General features: G+C 61.2%; 24 protein-coding genes. 13 read left to right on the top strand and 11 right to left on the bottom strand.

Going from position 1 to position 24,199, the window contains the following annotated elements; translation table 11 throughout:
• Positions 1 to 8 precede the first annotated feature (8 nt).
• Genes narH through moaA form a run of 5 tightly spaced genes read left to right on the top strand, consistent with a single transcriptional unit; the run spans position 9 to position 4,891 of the window.
• Positions 9 to 1,547 (top strand): nitrate reductase subunit beta, encoded by a 1,539-nt coding sequence (gene narH, locus AAEO81_RS16845; RefSeq protein WP_341957988.1) that lies wholly within the window; start codon positions 9 to 11, stop codon positions 1,545 to 1,547.
• A gap of 2 nt (positions 1,548 to 1,549) precedes the next feature.
• A complete protein-coding gene (narJ, locus tag AAEO81_RS16840) occupies positions 1,550 to 2,305 on the top strand; it encodes a nitrate reductase molybdenum cofactor assembly chaperone (RefSeq protein WP_341957986.1) in 756 nt (251 codons plus the stop codon).
• Positions 2,298 to 2,978 carry a respiratory nitrate reductase subunit gamma gene (gene narI, locus AAEO81_RS16835; protein WP_341957984.1) on the top strand — a complete coding sequence of 227 codons (681 nt, stop codon included), beginning with the start codon at positions 2,298 to 2,300 and terminating at the stop codon, positions 2,976 to 2,978. The genes narJ and narI overlap by 8 nt, the downstream gene beginning before the upstream one ends.
• Positions 2,979 to 2,988: 10 nt before the next feature.
• Complete coding sequence (locus tag AAEO81_RS16830) at positions 2,989 to 3,885, top strand: peptidylprolyl isomerase (protein ID WP_341957982.1); 897 nt, start codon at positions 2,989 to 2,991, stop codon at positions 3,883 to 3,885.
• A 13-nt stretch (positions 3,886 to 3,898) separates the two neighbouring features.
• A complete protein-coding gene (gene moaA / locus AAEO81_RS16825; RefSeq protein ID WP_341957981.1) occupies positions 3,899 to 4,891 on the top strand; it encodes a GTP 3',8-cyclase MoaA in 993 nt (330 codons plus the stop codon).
• A 24-nt stretch (positions 4,892 to 4,915) separates the two neighbouring features.
• Here moaA and AAEO81_RS16820 read toward each other — a convergent pair whose 3' ends face one another.
• The 3 genes from AAEO81_RS16820 to AAEO81_RS16810 all read right to left on the bottom strand — a co-directional run bounded on the left by AAEO81_RS16820 (position 4,916) and on the right by AAEO81_RS16810 (position 7,676).
• Entirely contained in the window at positions 4,916 to 6,229 is a 1,314-nt protein-coding gene (locus AAEO81_RS16820) for an MFS transporter (RefSeq protein WP_341957979.1), read from the bottom strand.
• 73 nt (positions 6,230 to 6,302) lie between these two features.
• Positions 6,303 to 7,220 carry an IclR family transcriptional regulator gene (locus AAEO81_RS16815; protein WP_341957977.1) on the bottom strand — a complete coding sequence of 306 codons (918 nt, stop codon included), beginning with the start codon at positions 7,218 to 7,220 and terminating at the stop codon, positions 6,303 to 6,305.
• 48 nt (positions 7,221 to 7,268) lie between these two features.
• Positions 7,269 to 7,676 (bottom strand): RidA family protein, encoded by a 408-nt coding sequence (locus tag AAEO81_RS16810; RefSeq protein WP_341957975.1) that lies wholly within the window; start codon positions 7,674 to 7,676, stop codon positions 7,269 to 7,271.
• Positions 7,677 to 7,859: 183 nt separating this feature from the next.
• Here AAEO81_RS16810 and AAEO81_RS16805 point away from each other — a divergent pair, with 183 nt between their 5' ends.
• Genes AAEO81_RS16805 through hpaI form a run of 4 tightly spaced genes read left to right on the top strand, consistent with a single transcriptional unit; the run spans position 7,860 to position 11,246 of the window.
• Positions 7,860 to 8,747, top strand: coding sequence for an amidohydrolase family protein (locus tag AAEO81_RS16805; protein WP_341957973.1), 888 nt, complete (start codon positions 7,860 to 7,862; stop codon positions 8,745 to 8,747).
• Positions 8,744 to 9,610: a fumarylacetoacetate hydrolase family protein gene (locus tag AAEO81_RS16800; RefSeq protein ID WP_341957972.1), complete on the top strand. Its 867-nt coding sequence runs from the start codon at positions 8,744 to 8,746 to the stop codon at positions 9,608 to 9,610. Before AAEO81_RS16805 ends, AAEO81_RS16800 begins: the two co-directional genes overlap by 4 nt.
• Complete coding sequence (gene hpaH, locus AAEO81_RS16795) at positions 9,607 to 10,425, top strand: 2-oxo-hept-4-ene-1,7-dioate hydratase (protein ID WP_341957971.1); 819 nt, start codon at positions 9,607 to 9,609, stop codon at positions 10,423 to 10,425. The genes AAEO81_RS16800 and hpaH overlap by 4 nt, the downstream gene beginning before the upstream one ends.
• A 32-nt stretch (positions 10,426 to 10,457) precedes the next feature.
• On the top strand, positions 10,458 to 11,246 hold the full coding sequence (gene hpaI, locus AAEO81_RS16790; RefSeq protein ID WP_341957969.1) for a 4-hydroxy-2-oxoheptanedioate aldolase: 789 nt from the start codon (positions 10,458 to 10,460) through the stop codon (positions 11,244 to 11,246).
• An 81-nt stretch (positions 11,247 to 11,327) separates the two neighbouring features.
• On the opposite strand, the gene AAEO81_RS16785 is transcribed toward hpaI, so the two are convergent.
• The gene (locus AAEO81_RS16785) at positions 11,328 to 12,083 is read right to left on the bottom strand and encodes a DNA-3-methyladenine glycosylase I (protein WP_341957967.1); all 756 of its coding nucleotides are present in this window, start codon (positions 12,081 to 12,083) and stop codon (positions 11,328 to 11,330) included.
• A gap of 37 nt (positions 12,084 to 12,120) precedes the next feature.
• Positions 12,121 to 13,056: a LysR family transcriptional regulator gene (locus AAEO81_RS16780; protein ID WP_341957965.1), complete on the bottom strand. Its 936-nt coding sequence runs from the start codon at positions 13,054 to 13,056 to the stop codon at positions 12,121 to 12,123.
• 133 nt (positions 13,057 to 13,189) lie between these two features.
• Here AAEO81_RS16780 and AAEO81_RS16775 point away from each other — a divergent pair, with 133 nt between their 5' ends.
• Entirely contained in the window at positions 13,190 to 13,579 is a 390-nt protein-coding gene (locus AAEO81_RS16775; protein ID WP_341957964.1) for a tautomerase family protein, read from the top strand.
• A gap of 74 nt (positions 13,580 to 13,653) precedes the next feature.
• Here AAEO81_RS16775 and AAEO81_RS16770 read toward each other — a convergent pair whose 3' ends face one another.
• Entirely contained in the window at positions 13,654 to 14,538 is an 885-nt protein-coding gene (locus AAEO81_RS16770; RefSeq protein ID WP_341957962.1) for a LysR substrate-binding domain-containing protein, read from the bottom strand.
• 174 nt (positions 14,539 to 14,712) lie between these two features.
• Here AAEO81_RS16770 and AAEO81_RS16765 point away from each other — a divergent pair, with 174 nt between their 5' ends.
• Together AAEO81_RS16765 and AAEO81_RS16760 are read left to right on the top strand one after the other, a co-directional pair.
• Complete coding sequence (locus AAEO81_RS16765) at positions 14,713 to 15,555, top strand: class II aldolase/adducin family protein (protein ID WP_166594540.1); 843 nt, start codon at positions 14,713 to 14,715, stop codon at positions 15,553 to 15,555.
• Positions 15,556 to 15,601: 46 nt separating this feature from the next.
• Complete coding sequence (locus tag AAEO81_RS16760) at positions 15,602 to 16,909, top strand: MFS transporter (RefSeq protein WP_341957961.1); 1,308 nt, start codon at positions 15,602 to 15,604, stop codon at positions 16,907 to 16,909.
• Positions 16,910 to 17,019: 110 nt separating this feature from the next.
• Here the strand turns inward: AAEO81_RS16760 and aldA are convergent, their stop codons facing one another.
• The 4 genes from aldA to AAEO81_RS16740 are packed head-to-tail and all read right to left on the bottom strand — an operon-like array spanning position 17,020 to position 21,791.
• Complete coding sequence (gene aldA, locus AAEO81_RS16755) at positions 17,020 to 18,453, bottom strand: aldehyde dehydrogenase (RefSeq protein WP_341957959.1); 1,434 nt, start codon at positions 18,451 to 18,453, stop codon at positions 17,020 to 17,022.
• An 18-nt stretch (positions 18,454 to 18,471) separates the two neighbouring features.
• Entirely contained in the window at positions 18,472 to 19,269 is a 798-nt protein-coding gene (locus tag AAEO81_RS16750; protein ID WP_341957957.1) for an HpcH/HpaI aldolase/citrate lyase family protein, read from the bottom strand.
• 22 nt (positions 19,270 to 19,291) lie between these two features.
• Entirely contained in the window at positions 19,292 to 20,476 is a 1,185-nt protein-coding gene (gene rhmD, locus AAEO81_RS16745) for an L-rhamnonate dehydratase (RefSeq protein ID WP_341957955.1), read from the bottom strand.
• Between the two features lie 16 nt (positions 20,477 to 20,492).
• Complete coding sequence (locus AAEO81_RS16740) at positions 20,493 to 21,791, bottom strand: MFS transporter (RefSeq protein WP_341957953.1); 1,299 nt, start codon at positions 21,789 to 21,791, stop codon at positions 20,493 to 20,495.
• A gap of 274 nt (positions 21,792 to 22,065) precedes the next feature.
• On the opposite strand from AAEO81_RS16740, the gene AAEO81_RS16735 reads away from it, so the two are divergent.
• On the top strand, positions 22,066 to 23,010 hold the full coding sequence (locus AAEO81_RS16735; RefSeq protein ID WP_341957951.1) for a LysR family transcriptional regulator: 945 nt from the start codon (positions 22,066 to 22,068) through the stop codon (positions 23,008 to 23,010).
• A gap of 271 nt (positions 23,011 to 23,281) precedes the next feature.
• On the opposite strand, the gene AAEO81_RS16730 is transcribed toward AAEO81_RS16735, so the two are convergent.
• A complete protein-coding gene (locus AAEO81_RS16730) occupies positions 23,282 to 24,169 on the bottom strand; it encodes a dihydrodipicolinate synthase family protein (RefSeq protein WP_341957950.1) in 888 nt (295 codons plus the stop codon).
• Between the last annotated feature and the right edge of the window lie 30 nt (positions 24,170 to 24,199).

The raw sequence follows: 24,199 nt of genomic DNA, 5'->3' as shown, positions 1-24,199 counted from the left end.
GCGCTGTCATGAAGATTCGTTCACAAGTGGGCATGGTCCTGAACCTGGACAAATGCATCGGCTGTCACACCTGTTCGATCACCTGCAAGAACGTGTGGACCAGCCGAGAAGGCATGGAATACGCCTGGTTCAACAACGTCGAAACCAAACCCGGCATCGGCTACCCGAAAGAATGGGAAAACCAGGACAAGTGGAAAGGCGGCTGGCTGCGCAACGCCAATGGCTCGATCACGCCGCGCATTGGCGGCAAGTTCCGCGTGTTGGCGAACCTGTTCGCCAACCCCGATCTGCCGACCCTCGACGACTACTACGAGCCGTTCGATTTCGACTACCAGCACCTGCACACCGCACCGCTGGGCGTGCATCAGCCAACAGCTCGCCCAAGGTCGCTGGTGTCCGGCAAGCGCATGGAAAAAATCGAGTGGGGTCCGAACTGGGAAGAAATCCTCGGCACCGAGTTCGCCAAGCGGCGCAAAGACAAGAACTTCGATCAGATCCAGGCGGACATTTACGGCGAGTACGAAAACACGTTCATGATGTATTTGCCGCGTCTGTGTGAGCACTGCCTCAACCCGGCGTGCGCAGCGTCCTGCCCCAGTGGTGCGATCTACAAGCGCGAAGAAGACGGCATCGTCCTGATCGACCAGGAAAAATGCCGTGGCTGGCGCATGTGCATCAGCGGCTGCCCGTACAAAAAGATCTACTTCAACTGGAAAAGCGGCAAGTCCGAGAAATGCATTTTCTGCTACCCGAGGATCGAGGCCGGCATGCCGACCGTGTGTGCCGAAACCTGCGTCGGGCGGATTCGTTACCTGGGCGTGCTGCTGTACGACGCCGATCGCATCAGTGAAGTCGCGAGCACCCCTCACGAGCGAGACCTGTACGAGCAACAACTGGACATTTTTCTCGACCCGAACGATCCAGCGGTGATTCGCCAGGCCCTGGAAGACGGCGTGCCGCGATCGGTCATCGACGCGGCGCAACGCTCGCCGGTGTACAAAATGGCGGTGGACTGGAAGCTGGCGCTGCCGTTGCACCCAGAGTACCGGACGCTGCCGATGGTCTGGTACGTCCCGCCGCTGTCGCCGATTCAAAACGCCGCCGCAGCGGGCACCGTTGGCATGAACGGGGTGATCCCGGACGTCGACAGCCTGCGCATTCCGTTGCGCTACCTCGCCAACCTGCTCACGGCGGGGGATGAGAAACCGGTGAAGCGAGCGCTCAAGCGCTTGCTGGCCATGCGCGCCTACAAGCGCTCCGAGCAGGTCGATGGCGTCCAGGATCTTCAGGTCCTGGACGATGTGGGGCTGAGCGTGAGCCAGGTCGAAGAGATGTACCGCTACCTGGCCATTGCCAATTACGAAGACCGGTACGTGATCCCCAGTGCCCACCGCGAAGAGGCGATGAGCGATGCTTTCGCCGAGCGTTCCGGGTGTGGGTTCAGTTTCGGCAGCGGCTGCAACGGGACGTCGGACACCAATCTGTTCGGCGCGAAGAAGGCCAATCGCCGGGACATCATCAACACCGTTCAGCTGTGGGAGGAGTGAGCATGCGCATTCTCAAGGTGATTTCATTGCTGTTGGACTACCCGGCTGAACACCTGGTGGACGGCAGGGCAGAGTTGGAGCAAGCCATCCTTCAAGCGCGGGAAATCAGCCCGCCACAGCGGGTGGCGCTGTTCCAGTTGCTGGCGCTGATCTGCAATCAGGACTTGATGGATGGCCAGGAGCACTACGGTGCGCTGTTCGGTCGCGGCCGTTCGCTGTCGTTGCTGCTGTTCGAACATGTCCATGGAGAGTCCCGCGACCGGGGGCAGGCCATGGTCGACATGCTTGCCCAATACGAATCCGCCGGGTTTGCCATTGGTGTCAAGGAGCTGCCGGACTACCTCCCGTTGTACCTGGAATACCTGTCCACGCGCCTGGATCTGGAGGCCCGCGAGGGCTTGGCCGATATCGCGCACCTGTTGGCGTTGCTGGCTGCGCGGCTTGAAGAGCGCGAAAGCGCCTACGCCAGTTGCTTCCGGGCGCTGCTGCAAATCGCCGGTGCCGAACCCGTAGAGGCCGTTGCCCAGTTGCGCGAAAAAGTCGCGGCCGAACCCCGGGACGACTCGTTGGAAGCGCTGGACAAAGTGTGGGAGGAAGAGGCAGTGGACTTCTTGCAGGCGGAGCAGCAGGACCGCTGTGGCGTCACGCCAAACGCACCGGGCAAGGCCCGGGAAGAAAGCGCAGTGCCGTTGCACTGGGTGGATTTTCAGGATCAGAGACCGGCCAGCGCGCCGGACGAGGAGGTGGGTCATGTCTAAATGGGATTTGCTGGCGTTCGGGGTTTATCCCTACGTGGCACTGGCCGTCTGCCTGATCGGCAGTTGGGCGCGGTTCGACCTCTCGCAGTACACCTGGAAAGCCGGGTCCAGCCAGATGCTCTCCAACAAGGGCATGCGCTTGGCGAGCAACCTGTTTCACATCGGGGTGTTGTTCGTGCTGGCCGGACATTTCGTCGGTCTACTGACCCCGGCGGCGATCTACCACACGGTCATCAGCACTGAAAACAAGCAGCTGCTGGCCATGGTTTCCGGCGGCATTTTTGGCGGGTTGTGCCTGATCGGGTTGCTCATGCTGATTCATCGACGGCTCACCGACCCACGGGTTCGTGCGACGTCGAGCGTGTCGGACATCCTGATTCTGTTGGTGCTGCTGGCTCAGTTGGTGCTGGGTCTGCTGACGATTGTCGCCTCCACCCAACACCTGGACGGCTCGGTCATGGTGTTGCTCGCCGAGTGGGCGCAGAACACGGTGCTATTGCGTCCTGAAGAGGCCGCGGCCGCCATCGCGCCGGTCAGCCTGGTGTACAAGCTGCACGTGTTTCTGGGGCTGACGCTGTTCGTGCTGTTCCCGTTCACGCGGTTGGTGCACGTGGTCAGCGCGCCGATCTGGTACCTCGGTCGGCGCTATCAAATCGTTCGGCAGAAAGCGTAAGGAGACGATCATGTCAGAAGCATGTGGATGCGGCAGCGGTTGCGGCTGTGCGCCTCAAGAACCGTTGAGTGCCGCTGCGTCGGAGTCGCCGGCCCCTCACGCCGAGGTGATTGCCAGCAGCGAGCAGGAATGGCCCATCGTCTCGGTCAACGAGGTGCCGATCACCCCTCAGGCCATGGCGCTGGAAGTGCAATATCACCCGGCGGGCAGTCGTGAAGAGGCGGTCTACAGTGCGGCGCGGGCATTGGTGATCCGTGAGCTGTTGCAGCAACGGATCGCTGCGCTGGGCCTGTCATTGCAGATCGGTCCAGGGGAAAACGAGGAGGAAGCGGCCACGCGGTTACTGCTGGAACGTGAAGTGCCGGTGCCCGTCTGCGACGAGGCCACCTGTCAGGGTTACTACGAACGCAACCGGGTGCGCTTCCACAGCGCGCCCTTGCTGGCGGTGCGGCACATTCTGCTCGAATGTGCCCCGGACGACGATGAGGCCCGCAGCCTGGCGTTGACCCAGGCAGAAGCGTTGCAACAGAAATTGAGCCAGTTTCCCGAGCAATTCGCGGAACTGGCGAAGGCCCATTCCGCGTGCCCGTCGAGGGCACAGGGAGGGTCTCTGGGGCAGATCAGCAAGGGCCAGACCGTTTCGGAGCTCGAACGTCAGTTGTTCGCCTTGCCGACCGGTTTGGCCGACGCGCCGTTGGAGAGCCGTTATGGCTGGCATGTGATCAGCGTCGATCAGCGGGCCGAAGGTCAGCCGTTGCCCTACGAGGCCGTCGCACCCTCCATCCGCAATCTGTTGCAGCAAGGGGTGTGGCAGAAAGCGGTGGTGCAGTACCTGCAAACCCTCATCGGTGCAGCGGATATCCGCGGCATTCAGCTGCAAGGCGCCGATTCGCCGCTCGTGCAGTAACTGGAGGCAGAACATGAACACGGTAATGCAGGACGGCTTTGGTCGACACATCGATTACCTGCGGCTGTCAGTGACCGACCGCTGTGATTTTCGCTGCGTGTATTGCATGGCCGAACACATGACCTTCCTGCCCCGCCAACAGGTGCTCAGCCTTGAGGAACTGCATCGGGTGGCCGCCGTGTTCGTGGGACTGGGCGTGCGCAAGATACGGCTGACCGGAGGTGAGCCCCTGGTTCGCCCTGGCATTGTCGAGCTGTGCCGCCGCATCGCAGCGTTGCCAGGGCTGCGCGAGTTGGTGATGACCAGCAACGGCTCGCAATTGCAGCGGCTGGCGCGGCCTCTGGCAGAGGCCGGTGTCAAACGCCTGAACATCAGCCTCGACAGCCTGGACCCAGAGCGCTTTCGGGCGATCACTCGTCACGGCGATCTCGATCAGGTGCTGCGCGGGATCGAGGCCGCAACAAGGGCCGGATTCGAGCGGGTCAAGTTAAACTGCGTGGTCATGAAGGGACGCAATCTGGATGAGGTGCTGCCGTTGGTGCGCTACGCCATCGGACAGGGCATCGACATCGCCTTCATCGAAGAAATGCCGCTGGGGGAAGTGGGTCGGGCGCGGCAAGAGGCGTTCTGTTCCAGCGATGAGGTTCAGCAACTCATTGCCCGTGAGTTTTCGCTGCATGAAAGTCTGGAAAGCAGCGGTGGCCCGGCGCGCTACCTGCGTCTGACCGACCATCCGGACACCCGAATCGGTCTTATCTCGCCCCACAGCCACAACTTTTGCCCCAGTTGCAATCGGGTGCGCATGACCGTCGAAGGGCGTTTGCTGTTATGCCTCGGCCATGAAAACGCCCTCGACCTGCGCGCGTTGCTACGGCGCCACCCGTTGGTTGACGGACCGTTGATCGAGGCCGTGCAGGACGCGTTGCGCAGCAAGCCGCTCCGGCATGAGTTCGACCCTCAAGGCGACGTCCAAGTGGTGCGCTTCATGAACATGACAGGAGGCTGAACCCGCCCTCTATCTTTTAACCTCTCAAGCAGGTTTCGAATACCTGAGCATCACGACCACCGCTCCCAGCAACAGCGTCACCGCGATCAGATAAATGCCAGCAGCATAGAAACCGGTGGCGCTTTTCGACCAGCCGATGATCGCCGGACCGATCATGCCCGCGACGTTGGCCAGTGCGCTGATCGCGGCGATGCCGATGGCGGCCTGTTGTTTGCTCATGACCGACGCCGGGATGCTCCAGAACACCGGCATCGCGCCATAGGTGAAAAAGGCCGCGAGCATCAGCACCGAATACGAGCTGAAACCCGATACCCATTGCGAAGCGATGACGCTGTAGGCGAGAGCGCCTGCCACCAGGGCGGCGGCGACGAAGCGGCGTCGCTGCATGTAGCGATCGGACAACCAGCCCATGACAATCATGCCCAGCGCACCCACGGCGTACAGGCCTGCCGACAGCATGGCAATCGTGCTGGTGGTGCCGCCGACCGCTTCCTTGATGAAGGACGGCGCCCAATAATTCAGCACGACCATCGACATGACGATGGCGAAGTAGACGAAGCCCAGCGCCAGGGTCACGGGTGACCGCAGCGTAGTCAGCAATCGGTGGTTGACGACGGTTTCGCGGGGGCCGGTCTGCTCGCGTTCGATGGCGTCGATCAGCGTCTGTTTTTCGTCGCTGTTCAGGTGTTTCGAGGTGGAGGGTTTGTCATCGAGTACGACCCACGCCAGCACGCCCAATAGCACGGTGATGCCGCCTTCCATGATGAACATCCATTTCCAGCCGCTCAGACCGTGCCAGCCGTCGAAATAGACCATCAGGAAACTCGACAGCGGGCTGCCGATGACCCCGGCAACGGGAATCCCCAGGGTGAACCACGAGGTGATCCGGCCGCGCCGTGATGCCGGAAACCAGTAGCTGAGGTAAAGGATCATGCCTGGCAGAAACCCGGCCTCGGCGATGCCCAGCAGGATACGCGCCAGGTAAAACCCGCCCACGCTCTGGACCAGCATGAAGCCCGCCGTAACCAGCCCCCACAGCACCATGATCCGGGTCAGGGTGAACCGTGCGCCGAAGCGTTCCAGCATCATGTTGCTGGGCACTTCGAAGAGGATGTAGCCGATGAAAAACAGCGATGCGCCCAGCCCGTACTGTGCTGCGCTCAGGCCAATCTCGGCACTGAATTCCAGGTGTGCGATGGCGACGTTCGAGCGGTCGATGTTGCACAGGACGTAGCAGATGAACAGGAACGGCAGGATACGCCAGGCGATCCGGTTCAAGAGCGCGTCCGGGCTGGACACGGCGGGTTCTACGACAGAGCGATGCAGGTCGGTGCGCATCTACGGTTCCTCTTATTATTCGAGTGGGAACAGAAATCGGAATGAAGCGGATTGGTGCAGTTGAACGTGCGAACTAGTGCTCTCGGGCGGTGAGGCGTTTGCTGATCAAGGCGGCCTGTTCGACCAACACGGCGGCTGTCGCGGGCACCCGGTCTTGCGTCAGGTTGCTGGCGACAGCGGCCACGCTCAAAGCGGCGACGATCTCGCCCGCAGGCCCGTAAATCGGCACCGAAACAGCGGCCGTGCCTTGGGTGACGCCTTGCGCGGCATAAGCAAACCCTCGGGCCTTGGCGGCGGTGATGCGTGATTTGATCTCTTCGATGGTGAGGTTGGACGTCTCCAGCCGCGCCTTGTCCAGTTGCAGCAGGTATTCGGCCTCTTCATCGGGCAGGCCGCACAGCAGCACCACACCGGCGACGCCGACACCCAAAGGCCGACGGGTGCCGACGTCGATGGACATCACCTTGATGGGGTAGCTGCCGAGACGCCGGTCCAGGCACACCGAGTCTCGACCGCTGCGCACAGTAATGAACACCGTGTCGCCCAGTTGATCGCTCAAATACTGCAAATGCGGCTCAGCCAGTTTGCGCAGCGGCGATCGGGAAGGGCGGGCCAGCGCCAGCATGGAAATCTCTCCGCCCACCCGGTAGCGGCGGGTCACCGGGTCCTGTTCCGCCGCATTTTCATCGATCAGCGCTTGCAGCAGGCGGTGCACCGTGGGCCGCGACAGTTGCGTGTGACGCACCACGTCGACCAGCCGCATGCCTTGCTCCTGGCCCAAAGCCAGGATGCGCAGCACCTGAAAGGCTCGGGTCAGCGAGCGCACTGTCGACGTGTTGTCACTCATGTCAGTGGGTGTTGGCTGACGGCTCATCGGCGCCTCGAAGCGGGTGGTCGGTCGGTTGAACGGGCCCGCGATGGATGCGGCGTTGGTCTTCACGTTGCTCTTCACGTTGCACTTCACGTTGTTCTGCATAGTGGTGCGGCTCACACGTCCTGAACAGCCGTGGCGGAAGATTTTGTTCCGCACCGTGGACTTTTATCTGGCCTGTGGGGTGCGGGTTTCATCGACCCACGCGGTGAACTCACACTGGATCAGAAATTTTGAGGGCGTCGCGGCCTGAATGGCGTGGCGTGCCGGGCGGTTGTCCGGATCAGGAAACAGGCTGAGCCACTGCGCGTTCAAGGGGCCGCGCTGATCCCGGTCCTGCATCCAGACGGTCATTTTCACCATGTCGTCCGGAAGGGCGCCGGCGGCCTGCAAGATGGCGTTGATGTGGCTGAACATGTGCTGGCATTGGGTTTCGAGGTCCTCGGGCAAATCCCCGGTTTTCGGGTCGTTCCCATTGATAACGCCGGTCATCAGCAGCGGGCCGCGGCGGCAGGCGGCCGGAATCGGATTGGTGTGGGAAAACTGATCCAGGTGAATGGTCTGGCGATGGCTCATGAGGTACTCCGCAAAACGCGATAAGGCAGAAGGGTGACGTTATTGATAGCGACCCCTGCCGCGGTGCTACAAGCCGCATCCCTGCAAAGAGTCCACCAGCCGGAATCAAATTCAAGAGGCCCGTTGCTGGGCTGCCGAGCCGTTCTTACAGTCGGATCAGGTTCTCCAACACGAGCACACCCCATGCCTGACTACCTGCCGTTTGATCCCCGTCCCCGAGCACCGGTGCCCCTGCCGCCGGCGTTGTCCTGCGATAGCCAGTTTCATGTGTTCGGCCCTCGGGACCGTTACCCTATCCAGCCGGAAGCTGCGTACAGCATGCCGTCCGCCACGTGGGAAGTGGCCCGCGATCTGCATCGCACATTGGGCATTCAGCGCGGTGTGATCGTGCAGGCCACCACCTACGGCGCCGACCACAGCGTGGTGCTGGACGCCCTCGAAGGCCTGAATGCCGGTGGTGGCCCCCGTCGTTACGCAGGCTGTGCAAACGCCGCCGTGTTGATGGACGGCCATGACCGCCAGCTTCAACGCCTGAACGACGCCGGGGTGCGCGGTGCGCGGTTCAGCCGCGCCGGGCTGGGCATCAATTTTTCCCCGGCAGAACTGCGCCGGGCGCTGGACCTCGTTGCCGAGTTGGGCTGGTACGTCAAAGTGCAGCCTTCGGCGGACGGCGTCGTCGAGCAATTGAAGGATTTCGAACACCTCAAAGTGCCGGTGGTCATCGATCACATGGGGCGCGCCAAACCCTCGCTGGGGCGAACTGACCCGAGTCTCGACAGGGTGCTGGGACTGCTGGGCGAAGGCCACTTCTGGGTGATGCTGTCGCTGTCCGAAAAAATCTCGACTCAAGGCGAACCGTGGGACGACGTTCTGCCGCTCGCCCAGACGCTGATCGCCGCTGCACCCGAACGTTGCCTGTGGGGCAGCGACTGGCCGCACCCCCTCTCAACGAAACAACCGCCGAACGAAGGGGCGTTGATGGAGCTGCTGTATCGCTTCGCTCCTGAGCCCGCGACGTTGCAGCGCATTCTGGTCACCAACCCTGCACACCTCTTTGGATTTGAGCCATGAAACTGATCACGTACACGCACGCAGGTATCAGCACGTGGGGCGCCGTGGTTGACGACGGCGTGATCGATCTCGGTCAGCGCTTTCCGGAGCTTGGCGGCGTCGCCGCGCTGCTGGGTGCACCGGCTCAAGTGCTTGCCGAGGTCAAAACCCTGGTCACAGGCGCTCAGGCGGACTGCCCGTTGTCCGCCGTCACGTTGCAACTGCCGGTCCCGGCGCCGAAAAAGATTTTCTGCATCGGGGTCAACTACGCGCAGCGCAATGCCGAATACAAGGACGGCAGCGAGCTGCCGACATACCCGAGCATTTTCATGCGCGTGCCGGATTCGTTTTCTGCGCCGGATCAAGCGTTGCTCCAGCCCCATGAGTCCCGGCAGCTGGATTACGAAGGGGAGATTGGTATCGTCATTGGCCAGGGCGGTCGCCGCATCCCGGACGATCAGGCGCTGGCTCATATCGGCGGCCTGACCTGCGTCAACGAGGGCACGATTCGCGACTGGGTGCACCACGCCAAATTTAACGTGACCCAAGGCAAAAACTTCCACCGTTCCGGCTCCTATGGGCCGTGGGTGGTAACGGCTGACGAATTCCCTGAGGGCTTCGGCAATCTTCATCTGCTCACGCGCGTGAACGGCGAACTGCGCCAAGAGGACACGACGGCCCGTTTGATGTTCGATTTCGGCCACCTGATTGCCTACCTTTCGACGTTCACCACGCTGGAAACCGGTGACCTGATCGTGACCGGCACGCCGACTGGGGCAGGAATTCGTTTCGACCCGCCGCGTTTCCTGCAACCGGGGGACGTGGTGGAAGTCGAGGTGGTGGGCGTGGGCGTGCTGCGCAACCCCGTGGAGCAGGAATCATGACGCCGGTGCTCACGCTTGAACAAACGCGGCACGCCGCCAGCCAACTGGCGCACGCTGAACAGCACCGCCAGCAATGCCGGCAGTTTTCCCTGCAATACCCGGACATGAACCTGGCGGACGCCTATGCCATTCAATCGGCGTGGATCGAACACAAAGTCGCCTCGGGCCGCCAGGTGAAGGGGCACAAGATCGGCCTGACGTCCAACGCCATGCGTCGCGCGGTGAACATCGATGAACCGGATTTTGGCGTGTTGCTGGACGACATGTTTTACGCCGACGGCGCACGCATTCCGACTGAGCGTTTCATTGAACTGAAAATCGAGGCGGAACTGGCGTTCGTGTTGAGCAAGCCGCTGTCCGGGCCGGACTGTACGCTGTTCGACGTGCTGGAGGCCACGGCCTACATCACCCCCGCGCTGGAAGTGCTGGATGCACGCATCCAGCGCCGGGACAGCGAGACCGGACGCACGCGCACGGTGCTCGACACCATCAGCGACAACGCGGCCAATGCCGCGATCATTCTCGGCGGACGGGCGTTCAAGCCGGGCCTCGTCGACGCGGACATCCGCCGGATCGGTGCCATCGTCAGCAAAAACGGCGAGGTCGAGGAAACGGGACTGGCCGCCGGCGTGTTGAACCACCCGGCGTACGGCGTGGCCTGGCTGGTCAACCGACTGCACGCCCACGGCGTGGGGCTGGAGGCCGGGCAGGTGATCCTCGCCGGGTCGTTCATCCGGCCCATCGATGTGGTCCGTGGCGACACCGTCATGGCTGATTACGGCGAATTCGGCACGGTGTCGTGCCACTTCGCCTGACCCGCTTTGTTTTTCCACCACAGGTGACGACCATGAACGAATTCAAACAGCGCCTGATGGCACGCCAACCGCAGATCGGCCTGTGGCTGGGACTGGCAGATCCTTATTCTGCCGAGCTGGCGGCCAATGCCGGTTTCGATTGGCTGCTGATCGATGGCGAACATGCGCCCAATGACCTGCGCAGTGTGCTGAGCCAGTTGCAGGCGGTCGCGCCTTATCGATCCCGGCCTATCGTGCGCCCAATGTCCGGCGACGCTGCACTGATCAAGCAACTGCTCGACATCGGCGCGCAAACCTTGCTGGTGCCCATGGTCGACACCGCTGACCAGGCGCGAGCGCTGGTGCGTGCCGTGACCTATCCGCCTCAGGGCATTCGCGGCATGGGGAGTGGCATGGCCCGGGCGTCTCGCTGGAACGCCATCGCGGATTACCTGGATCAGGCGGACGACGCGGTGTGCCTGCTGGTGCAAGTGGAAAGCCTGGAAGGCCTGGCCAACCTTGACGCGATCATCGCGGTCGAGGGCGTGGACGGGGTCTTTATCGGTCCCGCCGATCTCTCGGCTGCGATGGGCCATCGGGGCAACCCCGGGCACCCCGACGTGCAGGACGCCATCGAACAGGCCATCCTGCGGATCTGCGAAGCGGGCAAAGCGGCGGGCATTCTCACCCCCGACGAACGTCTTGCACGGCGCTATCTGGAGCTGGGCGCGACGTTTGTTGCCGTGGGTGTCGATACGACGGTACTGATGCGCGGCCTCAAGGCGTTGTCCAGCCGATTCAAGAGTCTGGATACGCCGCCGTCGCCGACTGGCGGGTATTGAGCACCCAACGGTGGCCTGTCGCTGCATCGGTCTACCGACGGCTGCGCCTCGACAGCGGAAGGGACGACGGCAGGTAGCGCCCTATGTTCGAGGCGCGCCAGGCGCTGAGCGACCCCCATGGCGTGGTACAACAGAGCTGCTCCACACCCCGGAGCTGCCACGGCGGTGACTCTGCATCAGGTGGGTGTCCACGATGCCGGTGGCTTCCATCAAGGCGTACATCGTCGTCGGTCCCACGAAGGCGAACCCCGCTTTCTGCAACGCTTTGCTCAGCGCCAACGACTCGGGCGAGGTGGTCGGTACCTCGGCCATGGTCTGAGGCTCGGGCGTTACTTTGGGCTGGAACGACCAGATGAATGCCGCCAGGCCACCGCGTTCGCGAAGCGCAAGGGTCGCGTGGGCGTTTTTGATCGTCGCCAACACCTTCGCGCGGTTGCGAATGATCCCGGCATCGGCCATGAGGCGCTCGATGTCGCGCTCATCGAATGATGCGACCAGCTCCGGATCGAACTGCTTGAACGCACGCCGGAAGGCTTCACGTTTACGCAGGATGGTGACCCAGGACAACCCGGACTGAAACGCCTCAAGGCTGAGGCGCTCAAAGAGCCCTCGTTCGTCACGCACAGGCATGCCCCACTCGGTGTCGTAGTAATCGCGCAGAAGCGGATCGGTCGTCGCCCACGGCGGCCTCACCAGGCCGTCTTCGCACTGGACGGCGTGAACGGGTTTGGCTTGTGCAGCGCGTGGCGCCCGTTTGCCTGCACCAGCACCTGTGCCTGGCCCGGTCGCCGGGGAGGTCGATGGGCCGACGTCGGTTTTAGGAGATTCGTCTTTCATGTATCAGCGCTACCGAGGTTGGCATTCATGGGTCGCTCTAAAAGCCGGTGTGGAAACATGACCGTAAGTATTCCACCAGCGCGGTCACCGAACGAGGGATCTGGCGAGAATAGGGGCGAATCAGATAAATCTCTTCGGCGAATGCGCCTTTCAGCGCCCAATGCCCCAGCACCGGGACGAGCGACCCATTGTCCAGGGCGGCCTGCGCGCTGAAGTCTGGAAGCAGGGCGATCCCCAGATGTTGAAGCGCGGCATCGCGGAGCGCCTCGCTGTTGTTGGTCGCGAAGTTCCCGGTGATGGGCACCGTCAGGCGTTCCCCGGCGCGCTTTCCCTTGGCGGGACGTTCAAACATCCAGGCGGGGGCATCCACGCCGCGTGGGTAAAAGAGGCAATTGTGATCAACCAGCCCCATCGGGTTATCGGGTTGGCCGTGGGTTGCGAGGTAGGCAGGGGTGGCCACCAGGACCGATCGTGTATCGCAGAGTTTCCAGGCGACATGAGTGTCGGGCACCTGATAGCTGTGGCGCACCGCCAGGTCATACCCTTCAGCCGCCATGGAACTGAGATGGTCCGAGACGTCCAGTTGCACGCGCACGTCTGGGTGGCGCGCAAGAAACCCGGACAGCCGAGGCACGAGGTGTTGGCGAGCGAAAGCCACTGGCGCGGTGAGCCTCACCAGACCGCGTACGGCCCCGGCGGAATCCCTCACTTGAGAAAAACTGTCGGCAATGTGCGCGAACGCGCCACGGACTTCCCGGACCAGAGACTGCCCCGCATCCGTCAGGCGAACGCTGCGGGTCGTGCGTTGCACCAAACGATGCCCGGTGGCTTTTTCGAGCTCTGAAATCCGCTGGCTCACCGCTGATTTACTGACCCCCAAGCGCGTGGCGGCAGCCGTATAGGTGCCGACCTCTTCCAGAATCGCCAGCCAGTGGATGTGTGACCACAGGCCTTCCGCGTCAGATTTCTGCATGATTCTATTGTTCTCTACAGGAAACAATGAATTCAATAATCCCATCTCGTCCAGAACAATACAAAGGGCTATCGTCGCTTTATCGCCTGGCCAAGACCGGGCACACCCCTTAGTCACTGTCGAGGTAACTGTCATGCCACTGATCACGATTGACCTGATTGAAGGCCGCTCGGATGAGCAGCTTCAAACCCTTCTGGATACCGTGCACCGCGCCATGGTCGACGCGTTCCAGGTGCCTGAGCGCGATCGTTACCAGATCGTCAACGAACGGCGTCCGGGGCGATTGATCGTCGAGGACACGGGGCTGGATATCCCACGGACCCACAACGTGGTGGTCATCAGGGCGGTGAGCCGACCCCGTACCGAGGAGTCGAAAACCAGGTTCTACCAATTGTTGGCTCAGTTGCTCAAAGAGCGTTGCGGCATCGAGCCGTCCGACCTGATGGTGTCCATCGTCACCAACTCGGATGCAGACTGGAGCTTCGGGCATGGCCGCGCCCAGTTTCTGACGGGAGAGCTCTGACCCGAACATGCCGACGTTCAGAACCGTGCCCCCCCAGGCGACTGGGGAGGAGGGCATGCCTCTTTTCCTATGGCCTAGTGGATCTTGCTGAACAGCCAGTGGGAGAACAGCTTTATTTTTTCGAGATTGCGCTCACTCGTGCGGCAGGACAGAAAGTGCGTTTCGCACTCGATGGCCTTGAACTGCCCCGCGCCCAGCTCGATCAAGGCGCCGCTGGCCAACTCGCGTTCGGCCAGTCGCACGGTTTCCAACGCAATCCCCATGCCGTCGACGGCGGCGGAAATGGCCAGGGCGCCCCGGTCGAACGACTGCCTTGGCCGATCCGGAAAGGTCAGCCCGTTGAGCTTGAACCAGTCTTTCCACGTCACGCGGCTCAGTTGCGAATCGATCAGGGTCAGGCGGGTCGCCAATTCCCGGGCCGAAAGGTCGGCCCGCAAGGAAGATGGCGCCACCATCGGGATGATCCGCTCGACACCCATCGGCTGCACCACGATGCCAGACCGGCTGACGGCCGTCTTGTACGAAATGGTGAGGTCTATCTCGCGCATCTGAATCAGGTCGATGGGTTCGGCGCCCGTGGACAAGCGAATGGTGATGTCCGGGTGTTGCTGCGTGAACTCCGGCAGGCGCGGCCCCAGCCATTTTGCCGCCAGACTGGGGGCGCAATGCAGTGCGAGGACTTGTGCGCCGCGCTCCAGCGAGACGTCCTGGCAGGCCGCTTCGAGCACGTCGAAAACCCGCTCCAGGCTGTCGTAGAAACGCTTCCCTTCGGCGGTCAGTTCGACACGTCGGTTTCGACGGTAGAACAGCGGACGGCCGAAGTATTCCTCCAGCTCTTTGACCTGATGGCTGATCGCGGATTGTGAACGATGAAGCTCTTCTCCCGCCTGGGTGAAGCTTTCCAGCCGGGCGGCGGCTTCAAAGGCGCGCAACAGCACAAAATTGGGGATGCGTCGCATCAGTTATGTCCCGTTAAATCGTTAATCCATGAATGGTGTTCATGCTTCTATGCATAGACATCGTTTGTCAAGGATGCTCCGCGTGCCGATCATGGCCCTCAAGCGCGACGCTTCCTTTACGCCTGAAGCGAACGCTGCCGCGCAATCTCCCTAACAATAAATGAGGTGCCTGATATGTCTGAAGTCTTGGATTTGCCGTTGAAAGCAGTTCAAAAGCCCGAAAAAGTCTCGATCTATCAGCCTGATCAGGCAGGGCTGACGTTTCCCGAGCTTCCCGTATTTTCCAGCCACGCGGAACAGCGCCAGCACCTCAAGGAACGCCTGGTCGCCGCCTGCCGTGCCTTTGCGATTCATGGCCTGGATTACGGCTTCGCCGGTCACCTGACGGTCCGCGATCCTGAGCATGCGCACCTGTACTGGACCAACCCGATGGCCGTGCATTTCAACAAGGTCAAGGTGTCGAACCTGATCTGCGCCGACCACCACGGGAATGTGGTCGAGGGCAGCTACGCGATCAACCGCGCCGGGTTCGTGTTGCACGCGGCGGTGCACGAGCAGCATCAGGACATCGTCGCCATGTGCCACGCGCACACCGTCTATGGCACGGCGTTCGCGTCTCTGGCCAAGCCTCTGCTGCCCATTTCCCAGGACGCCTGCGCCTTCTTCGAGGACCACGTGGTGATCAGCGATGAAGCAGGGAAAGTGGCCGTGGAAGTGCAGGGCGGCAACAAGGTCGCCAACGCGTTTGCCGGGGTGAAAGCCGCCATTCACCAGAATCACGGCCTGCTCACGGCCAGCCGCCACAGCATCGATTCGGCGGCGTTCTGGTTCATCGCGCTGGAGCGTTGCTGCCAGCAGCAGCTGCTGATCGAGGCCACTGGGGCGACGCCAAAACTGGTGACTGAAGAGCGTGCGCGTTACAGCCGCGAGCATGTGGGCAGCGAATACATCGGCTGGCTGCATTTCCAGACCCTGTGGAGCGACCTCGTCGAGACCCAGCCGGACATGTTCGACTGAACCCGCATCCCCGTCCTGACAATAACAATAAGTGGGAGATAGACCGATGGCCGAAGCAGCCCCCGCCGTTTTCGCGACCGGCGAAACGCGCACGCACGACCGACTCTATGGGCGCCTGACCCTCAGGCTCCTGCCGTTCCTTTTCATGTGTTACGTGTTCGCCTACCTGGATCGGGTCAACGTCGGGTTCGCGAAACTCCAGATGCTCGATGATCTGGGGTTCAGTGAAACCATTTACGGCTTTGGCGCCGGGGTGTTTTTTCTGGGGTATTTCCTGTTCGAAGTCCCCAGCAACATCCTGCTGCACAAGGTCGGAGCCCGCCGATGGATCGCCCGGATCATGATCACCTGGGGCATCATTTCCGCCTGCATGGTGTTCGTGACGACGCCGATGATGTTCTATGTGCTGCGTTTCCTGCTCGGCGTGGCCGAGGCCGGGTTCGTACCGGGCATCTTGCTGTACCTGACGTACTGGTTCCCGTCTTCCCGGCGCGGAAAAATCACGGCCATGTTTCTCACCGGGATTCCCATGGCGGGTGTGATTGGCGGGCCGCTGTCCGGGCTGATCATGTCAACGACCCAAGGCTGGCATGGGCATTCGGCCTGGCAGTGGTTGTTCTTTCTGGAAGCGATTCCCTCGGTGCTGGCCGGGATTGCCGTGCTGTTTTACCTTCAGGACAAGATCGACGATGCGAAATGGCTGACTCAGGACGAGAAGCGCACGCTGCAACAGAACCTTGCGGCCGAGGCCACGCAATCCGATGATCACTCGGCGTTCGGCGCCTTCAAAAACAAAATGGTCTGGCTGCTGAGCCTGGGGTATTTTGGGCTGATGATGGGCCTTAACGGGATCACGTTCTGGCTGCCTTCGCTGATCAAAGGCGCGGGCATTCAAAGTGCGGCGACGGTTTCGATCATCACCACCATCCCCTACGCCTGTGCGGCCATCGCCATGATCATGATCGGTCGTCGTTCTGACCTGCACCGCGAACGTCGCTGGCATGCCGCGATTCCGGCGCTGGTCGGCGCTTTCGGACTGGTGCTCGCCACCTGGGCCGGCGCAAACCCGGTGCTGTTGACGATGTCGCTGGCCATTGGCGCGATGGGCGTCATGAGCGGCATGAGTCAGTTCTGGTGCCTGCCGCCTGCGTTTCTCAACGGCGCCGCTGCCGCTGCCGGAATCGCGATGATCAACTCCATCGGCAACCTCGCGGGTTTCGCCAGCCCGTACATGATCGGCTGGGTCAAGGATGCAACGTCCTCCACCGACTATGCGCTTTACGTCATCGCCGCTGCGCTGGTGCTGGCCGCCGGGGTGTGCCTGTCGTTGTCGAAGCAGCAGGTGAATCGGTAACCAAACGCTCCGGACCGGGGAGTTTGGTCAAGGGACGGGATGCGCTGACACAGCGCTAGGGAAAGGACGAGGAGGGGCATCACGCTCGCGCAGAAATGCCCCTCAGCGGATCAGGCTTGCAGGTAGACGACGTGGGTATGCGTGTACTCATAGAGGCCATGCTTGCCGTCAGCCCCACCCACACCCGACTTGCGGACCCCGGCATGGAAGCCTTGCATCGCCTCGAAGTTTTCACGATTGATGTAGGTTTCGCCGAAATCGATTTCCCGCATGGCGTACATGGCCTTGCCCAGGTCTCGTGTGTAGAGGGAAGAGGTCAGCCCGTATTCACAGTCGTTGGCCATGGCGATCGCTTCATCCAGATCATCGACGATTTGAATCGGCAGCACCGGCCCAAAGATCTCTTTGCGCATGATCTCCATCTCGGCGCGGCAGCCGGTCAGCACGGTCGGTTGGAAGTGGAATCCCTGCCCAAGGTCCGCGACCTTGCCTCCGGTCACCAGCGACGCCCCTTGCTCTTGGGCTTTCTTGACCTTGGCCGCCACGCTGTCCAGCCCCTGACGATTGATCAGCGGCCCCATCTCCACGGTGGTGTCGGCCAATGGGTCGCCGTAGCGAGTGGCGGACATGGCAGCGCTTATTTTTTCAATGAATTCGTCCGCCACTTGGCGCTCGACGTAAACCCGTTCAGCGCAGTTGCACACCTGGCCCGTGTTGATAATGCGCGAGTCGCGGATCGCCTTCACCGCCAGCGCTATGTCCGCATCGGCAAGCACGATGGCCGGCGCCTTTCCCCCTAGCTCCAGATTGAGTTTGGTGATGTTTGGCGCGGCGGCACTCATGATCCGCGCACCGGTTTCAACACTTCCGGTGAAGCTGATCATGTCGACACGTGGGTTCGCCGTCAGTGCAGCCCCAACGCGGCCGTCACCGCATACCACGTTGAACACGCCTGGCGGCAGGTCTGTTTCAGCCACCAACCGGGCAAACTCGAAGCAGTTGTTGGGGGTTTCCTCGCTGGGCTTGATCACGATGGTGTTGCCGGTGACCAGCGCCGGGGCCATTTTGCGGGCAATCAAAAAGAAGGGGAAATTCCACGGCAGGATGCCCGCGACGACGCCCAGCGGTTTGCGAAACATGAAGATGTTCTCGCCCGGCCGGTCGCTGGTGATGATCTCGCCTTCGATGCGACGCGCCCATTCGGCCATGTAGTCGAGATAGTCGGCGGTAAAATTGACCTCGACCTCCGCCAGACCATACGTTTTGCCCTGTTCCAGCGTGATGGTGCGGGCCAGATGGGGCACGTTTTCACGCAGTTTTTTCGCAATGCTACGCAGGTGGCCAGCCCTTTCGTTGGCGGGCTTGCGAGCCCAGTCCCGTTGTGCCGAACGGGCGGCAGACAGCGCCTGGTCGACGTGATCGGCATTCGAGGCAGGCACTTTGGCCAGCAGCGCACCGGTGGCAGGATTAAGCACATCAAAATGCTCGGTGCCGGGGACGAACTCACCGTTGATGTAGTTCTCGTACACAGGTACTGACGTCATGGTCGGGCTCCTTTCCAATCAATAGGTTTTGGATGCAGCGTGTTGTTCAGTGTTGCGGTAGCGCGCCAGGTTGCTGAGCGCCGCCTGACGCATCAGGCTGATGTCGATGGCCACCGCAATGAACTGACAACCCCATTGTTGGTAGCGGCGTGCGTCTTCTTCAGCGGGTGCGAGAATTCCACAGACCTTGCCGGCCGCAAGCGTTGCGTCAATGGCACGGCGAATCTTCTCCTGCACGTCCGGGTGTGATGGATTGCCAATGTGTCCCAGGCCCGTAGAAAGGTCCGCCGGGCCAATAAAAATCGCATCGACGCCCTCAACAGCGGCGATCTCCGCCACATTGTCGACGCCTGCGCGGGACTCGATCTGCACGATCAGACAGAGTTCTTCATGGGCGGTATTGATGTACTCCGGTACACCGTCCCAACGCGTGGCCCGGGTGAGGCCGCCGCCGACGCCGCGAATACCATGGGGTGGATAGCGGGTGGCCTGAACCAGGGCGCGGGCCTGTTCGGCCGTCTCGACCATGGGGATCATCAACGACTGGGTGCCGACATCCAGCAGCTGTTTGATCAGCACCGGATCATGGCCCACGGCACGAACGATGGGCGCAGTGGAGTAGGGCGCAACCGCCTGGAGTTGTGCCAGGATGGACGGCACGGTATTGGGGGCGTGCTCTCCGTCGATGAGCATCCAGTCGTAGCCAAAACCTGCGGTGATTTCCGCAGCGTAGCCCGTCGCAAATCCGGCCCATATCCCGTATTGCGGTTCACCTTTGGCCAGTCCGGCTTTGAATGCGTTACGCGGCATTTTCATGTCGAACTCCTGTCGAGCTTAATCAGTGCTGGTATGGGCGATGCAACGCGCACTCGGGATTCAACGTGACACCAAACCCCGGCTGATCCAGTCTGGACAGGCGCATGCGACCGTTTTCCGGAACCGGCTCGCCCAACAACTGTGGGTGAAACATCGGCACCACCTGATCGGCTTTGGGCGCCATCATCAGAAACTCCGCGAACGGACTGTTGGTGCGGGTTGCAACAAAATGGTAGCTGTACACCGAAGAGCCGTGGGGCACGACCATGGCGCTGTGGGCATCGGCCAACGCGGAAATCTTGATCAGCTCGGTGATCCCGCCGCACCAGCCGACGTCCGGCTGGATAATGTCGCAACAGCCCATTTCCAAGAGCATGCGGAAGCCCCAGCGTGTCGCTTCGTGTTCGCCCGTGGTCACCAGCATGCCCGGCGGGACCGCTTTTTTGAGCGCGGCATACCCCCAATAATCGTCAGGGGACAGCGCCTCCTCGATCCATTTCAAGCCAAACTCTTGAGCGCCGTGAGCCAGTTTGGTGGCGTAGTTCAGGTCCAGGCTCATCCAGCAATCGAGCATCAGCCAGAAGTCTTTGCCGACGCGCTCACGCATCACCGCCAGCGCTTCCAGATTCTTGCGCAGACCTTCCTCACCTTCGGCCGGACCGTGGTGGAGCGGCAACTTGCCGCCGATGAAACCCATTTTCTGCGCGAGGTCCGGACGGGCGCCGGTGGCATAGAACTGCAATTCGTCCCGGACCGCGCCGCCCAGCAACTGGTGCACGGGTTCCTTGCGCACTTTCCCCAACAAGTCCCAGAGCGCCAGATCGATGCCGGAAATCGTGTTGATGACCAGGCCTTTGCGGCCGTAATACTGGGACGAGAAATACATCTGGTCCCAGATCCGCTCGATGTCCGTGACCTTGGCGCCCTCGACGAAGCGAGCCAAGTGTTTCTCGACGATATAGGCGGCTGGCTCACCGCCAGTGGTCACCGCAAAACCGACGTTGCCTTCGGAATCCTCGACCTCCACCACCAGGGTGCCGAGGACGTTGATGCCGAAACTGCGGCGGCTTTGGCGGTACTCGGGGTACTTGCTCATGGGCGTGGCAATGTGATCGTCGATCCAGTGACCGTCGCCTTGATCATGGTAGTCGGCGCCGCCCCCGCGAAGGACAAAGGCACGAACATGTTTGATGGTTGGAGTGGCCATAATGCGTTCCTTGGAATCAGATCTGGAAGGTGGGTTGCTTGTGAGAACGGGTCGCGCGAGGAGGACGAATGCCCATCACCAGCGCGGCGGAGATCAGGGTCGTGACCGCCAGCAGGTAGAGCCCGGCCGCCGGTGAGTGGAATGCGCCTTCCGCCCAGTTTTTCAGGATGGGAGCAATGAAACCGCCCACAGCGCCAAAGGAGTTGATTAGCGCAATGGCGCCGGCGGCGGCAGAGCCGGCGAGGAAGCTGCCGGGAAACGTCCAGAACACCGGTTGCACGGCAATGAAGCCCGAAGCCGCAAAACACAGGGCCAAAATGCCCAGCAACGGACTGGCAAAAGAGACGGACGCCGCGATGCCTAGCCCCGAAACCACCAGGGTCAAGGCGGCCACGGTGCGGCGCTGACCCGTTCGGTCGGCAATGGCCGGTATCTTCCACGCCGCGAGCAAGGCGCACAGCCAGGGCACGGCGCTGACCAGACCGACCATCAGCCCGACTTTGGTGCCGAGCAGGCCTGCCACCTGACTCGGCAAGTAAAACACCACGCCGTAGACGCTGGCTTGAATCAGCAGATAGATCAGGCTCAGGTACAGGACGGCAGGCTGAAACAGCACCTTGAGCACGCTGCCATGAGACTGCTTTTGGCTGTCCTCGGCGTCGAGCACGGCCTGAAGCTGATGGCGCTCCTGGGCCGTCAGCCACTTCGCATCGGCAGGCCTGTTGTCCAGATAGAAATACGCCCAGATGCCCACGGCCGTCGCCATCAAACCCTCGACGGCGAACAGCCATTGCCAACCATGGCTGCCCAGGACGCCGTCCAGCTCCAGCAGCAGTCCGGACAGCGGACTGCCGAAGATGAACGCCAGCGGCGCGCCGAAATAAAAGAACCCCATGGCCTTGCCGCGCGCGGCGCCAGGGAACCAGTAGGTGAGGTAAAGGATCACGCCGGGAAAGAATCCGGCCTCCGCGACGCCTAGCAAAAATCGCAGCACATAGAAGCTGGTTTCAGTGTGAGCGAAGACCATCGCCGCCGAAATCAGCCCCCAGGTGACCATGATTCGGCACATCCACAAGCGCGCGCCCACCTTGTGCATGATCAGGTTGCTCGGCACTTCGAGCAGCGCGTAGCCCGCGAAAAACACACCGGCGCCAAACGCGAACGCCGCATCACCGATCCCGGTGTCGGCCTGAAATGCCTGCTTCGCAAAACCAACGTTGGCGCGGTCAAGGAAAGCCATGATGTACATCAGCAGCAGAAACGGAAGCAGCCGCCAGGAGACCTTGCGCAACAAGGACGCGGGAAGAGTGGTCACGTCAGTATCCTTTTTTGGAGTTATTTGACTGCGTAATGTTTAACGAATGACAGGAGGGGGGAGGCTCCTCAAACGGGCTCAGGCGCAAAGAGGAGGGCCGGTGAACTTCGATCCGGCAAGGCAACGAATGAACAGGGGGCGGGAATAACGTTCATGGTGTGCACCTCAATGGGTGTTGTTTTTTGTTGAGACGACTGTATGCCTCGTTACGATGCATGACCAATCGAATTAAGCTTATATTCGATACCTTAAGGTTATCGCTCGGGAAAACGGTATGAACAGCGAACGGTCGTCTCACCATCTTTTTGGCCGACTGCGCTACAAGCATCTCCAGATGCTGGTGGTGCTCGGCTCAAGTCTGAATCTGCATCGCGCGTCAGTCAGCATGAGCATGTCGCAACCCGCGGCAACGCGAATGCTTCAAGAAATCGAAGACATGTTTGGCTGCGAACTGTTCGAGAGGCTGCCCAGAGGAATGCGTCCATCGGCATTGGGAAGCGAACTGTTGCGCTTTGCAGAAGCGGCGCTCAGCGGCCTGGACCGTTGCGCTGCCGACATCGCGGTGCGCAAGCAAGGCGGGTACGGGTATCTGTCCATCGGCACCATCATGGGAGCAGCACCCGATCTTGTGATGAACGCCGTGGCAGAGATCAAAGGCCTGAATCCCCAGTTGCGCATCCGCATCATGGGAGACACCAGCGATCAAGTGGTCCAGCTACTGGAACAAGGTCGCATCGACATCGCAGTGACACGGCGCAACCTTGTGACCGAGCGAGAACAGTATGAATTTGAAGCGTTAGGCAACGAACAGCTGATCGCCGTCGTTCACCGCGGACATCCCTTAGCGAAGCGTCGCAAACTGGAGTGGCGTGAGCTGGTCAAGGATTGGCCCTGGATTCTTCAGCCTGAAACCAGCCCGGCGCGCATTGCCATCGATCAGGCACTGCAACAACTGAATCTGCCAACCCCGGCAGACATCATCGAATGCAGCTCCGTCTACTCGATGCAACAACTGGTTCAATTGACGGACGCGGTGATGGTGCTTTCCGAATCGGCCATGCGCGATTACCTCAAGATGGGGCTGGTCACAGCCTTACCCGTCACACTCAACGCGCAGATGGCGCCGTTCGGTTTGCTGCGTCGCAAAGGAGAGCCCGTCAGCCGAGCGTTGCAGCACTTCATGGATTTGTTGCGCAGGAGGAGTGGCAAGAGCGGTTGATGGAAACATGAGTCATGCACTTTTATCCTCACGGGGAATGAGTCTCCTCAAGCAGGGGCTACCCGCTTTTTCGCAAGGTCGCTCACGCTCGGCCACGAAACTGGCCAGGCTGCCAAATGCAAAACTGTTCCCTCGACAGCCATCCTTCGCTGTTACGGGCGATGGGCTAAAGCCAATCGGATTTTGGAAAACCCCAACTTGTCGTGACGACCGCTTTGAGGTTTCTAGGCGGTCTGTGCGTATAAGAAGGGGCGCCCTCCAAGCCGTTGAGTCAGCGCAGGCTGGTCAGCAGTTTTTGCAAGACCTGACGGCCTTCATCAGCCAGCGGAAATACCGGCAGGCGCGGGTTACCCACGTCGAGGCCACTGGCGGTTAACCCAGCTTTGATCGTCGCCGGTAAGCCACCTTTGAGGATGAAGTCCAACAGCGGCAGTTGCCGATAAAACAACGCACGCGCCTTGTGCAGATCATTGGCCAGCACGGCCGCGTACAAATCGAGATTGAGCTGGGGAATAAGGTTTGGAGCAGCAGTACACCAACCTTTGGCGCCTGCGGCGAATGCTTCCAGCGCCAGAGGATTGCTGCCGTTGTAAAACGGCACCTGGCCGTCGCCGAGCAATTGCAGCTTGTGCATCCGTTGGATATCCCCGGTGCTTTCCTTGACCATAGTGACGTTATCAACGGCATTGAAAATGCGGAGAATCAACTCAACCGACATGTCGGTGCCGCTGGTGGCCGGATTGTTGTAAAGCATGATGGGCAGGCCGATGCTCTCACCAATGGCGCGGTAATGAGCGAGGATTTCTGCTTCGCTGAGTTTCCAGTAGGACGCCGGGAGCACCATCACAACGTCGGCCCCATGGGCTTCGGCGAATCGTGCGCGACGCACTGCTTTGGCGGTCGTCAAGTCTGACACGCTGACGACCGTAGGGACGCGCCCGGCCACACGCTTGATGCTGTATTCGCTGACTTGGTCCCATTCTGAATCGCTCAGGTATGCGCCTTCGCCGGTGCTACCGAGCGGCGCAATAGCGTGAACGCCGCTGGCGATCAGGCGATCAATGGATTGTCCGAGCGCGTCTAGGTTGATGCTGTCGCCGTCGACCGAGAAAGGGGTGATTGTGTAACCGATGATGCCGTGAATGGGTGAAGTGGACACAGTGTCTCTCCTTATGAAAACGAGGTGAAT

This window comes from Pseudomonas sp. RC10 (assembly GCF_038397775.1).
Taxonomy (GTDB): domain Bacteria; phylum Pseudomonadota; class Gammaproteobacteria; order Pseudomonadales; family Pseudomonadaceae; genus Aquipseudomonas; species Aquipseudomonas bambusae.
Note: the sequence above shows the minus strand (reverse complement) of the source record. Positions and strands in the feature narration are given on the sequence as shown.

What these genes read in the sequence shown, in the direction of transcription:
- narH (WP_341957988.1), top strand. Translation starts at nt 9, where the DNA reads ATGAAGATTCGTTCACAAGTGGGCATGGTCCTGAACCTGGACAAATGC.
- narJ (WP_341957986.1), top strand. Translation starts at nt 1,550, where the DNA reads ATGCGCATTCTCAAGGTGATTTCATTGCTGTTGGACTACCCGGCTGAA.
- narI (WP_341957984.1), top strand. Translation starts at nt 2,298, where the DNA reads ATGTCTAAATGGGATTTGCTGGCGTTCGGGGTTTATCCCTACGTGGCA.
- AAEO81_RS16830 (WP_341957982.1), top strand. Translation starts at nt 2,989, where the DNA reads ATGTCAGAAGCATGTGGATGCGGCAGCGGTTGCGGCTGTGCGCCTCAA.
- moaA (WP_341957981.1), top strand. Translation starts at nt 3,899, where the DNA reads ATGAACACGGTAATGCAGGACGGCTTTGGTCGACACATCGATTACCTG.
- AAEO81_RS16820 (WP_341957979.1), bottom strand. Translation starts at nt 6,229, where the DNA reads ATGCGCACCGACCTGCATCGCTCTGTCGTAGAACCCGCCGTGTCCAGC.
- AAEO81_RS16810 (WP_341957975.1), bottom strand. Translation starts at nt 7,676, where the DNA reads ATGAGCCATCGCCAGACCATTCACCTGGATCAGTTTTCCCACACCAAT.
- AAEO81_RS16805 (WP_341957973.1), top strand. Translation starts at nt 7,860, where the DNA reads ATGCCTGACTACCTGCCGTTTGATCCCCGTCCCCGAGCACCGGTGCCC.
- AAEO81_RS16800 (WP_341957972.1), top strand. Translation starts at nt 8,744, where the DNA reads ATGAAACTGATCACGTACACGCACGCAGGTATCAGCACGTGGGGCGCC.
- hpaH (WP_341957971.1), top strand. Translation starts at nt 9,607, where the DNA reads ATGACGCCGGTGCTCACGCTTGAACAAACGCGGCACGCCGCCAGCCAA.
- hpaI (WP_341957969.1), top strand. Translation starts at nt 10,458, where the DNA reads ATGAACGAATTCAAACAGCGCCTGATGGCACGCCAACCGCAGATCGGC.
- AAEO81_RS16785 (WP_341957967.1), bottom strand. Translation starts at nt 12,083, where the DNA reads ATGAAAGACGAATCTCCTAAAACCGACGTCGGCCCATCGACCTCCCCG.
- AAEO81_RS16780 (WP_341957965.1), bottom strand. Translation starts at nt 13,056, where the DNA reads ATGCAGAAATCTGACGCGGAAGGCCTGTGGTCACACATCCACTGGCTG.
- AAEO81_RS16775 (WP_341957964.1), top strand. Translation starts at nt 13,190, where the DNA reads ATGCCACTGATCACGATTGACCTGATTGAAGGCCGCTCGGATGAGCAG.
- AAEO81_RS16770 (WP_341957962.1), bottom strand. Translation starts at nt 14,538, where the DNA reads ATGCGACGCATCCCCAATTTTGTGCTGTTGCGCGCCTTTGAAGCCGCC.
- AAEO81_RS16765 (WP_166594540.1), top strand. Translation starts at nt 14,713, where the DNA reads ATGTCTGAAGTCTTGGATTTGCCGTTGAAAGCAGTTCAAAAGCCCGAA.
- AAEO81_RS16760 (WP_341957961.1), top strand. Translation starts at nt 15,602, where the DNA reads ATGGCCGAAGCAGCCCCCGCCGTTTTCGCGACCGGCGAAACGCGCACG.
- aldA (WP_341957959.1), bottom strand. Translation starts at nt 18,453, where the DNA reads ATGACGTCAGTACCTGTGTACGAGAACTACATCAACGGTGAGTTCGTC.
- AAEO81_RS16750 (WP_341957957.1), bottom strand. Translation starts at nt 19,269, where the DNA reads ATGAAAATGCCGCGTAACGCATTCAAAGCCGGACTGGCCAAAGGTGAA.
- rhmD (WP_341957955.1), bottom strand. Translation starts at nt 20,476, where the DNA reads ATGGCCACTCCAACCATCAAACATGTTCGTGCCTTTGTCCTTCGCGGG.
- AAEO81_RS16735 (WP_341957951.1), top strand. Translation starts at nt 22,066, where the DNA reads ATGAACAGCGAACGGTCGTCTCACCATCTTTTTGGCCGACTGCGCTAC.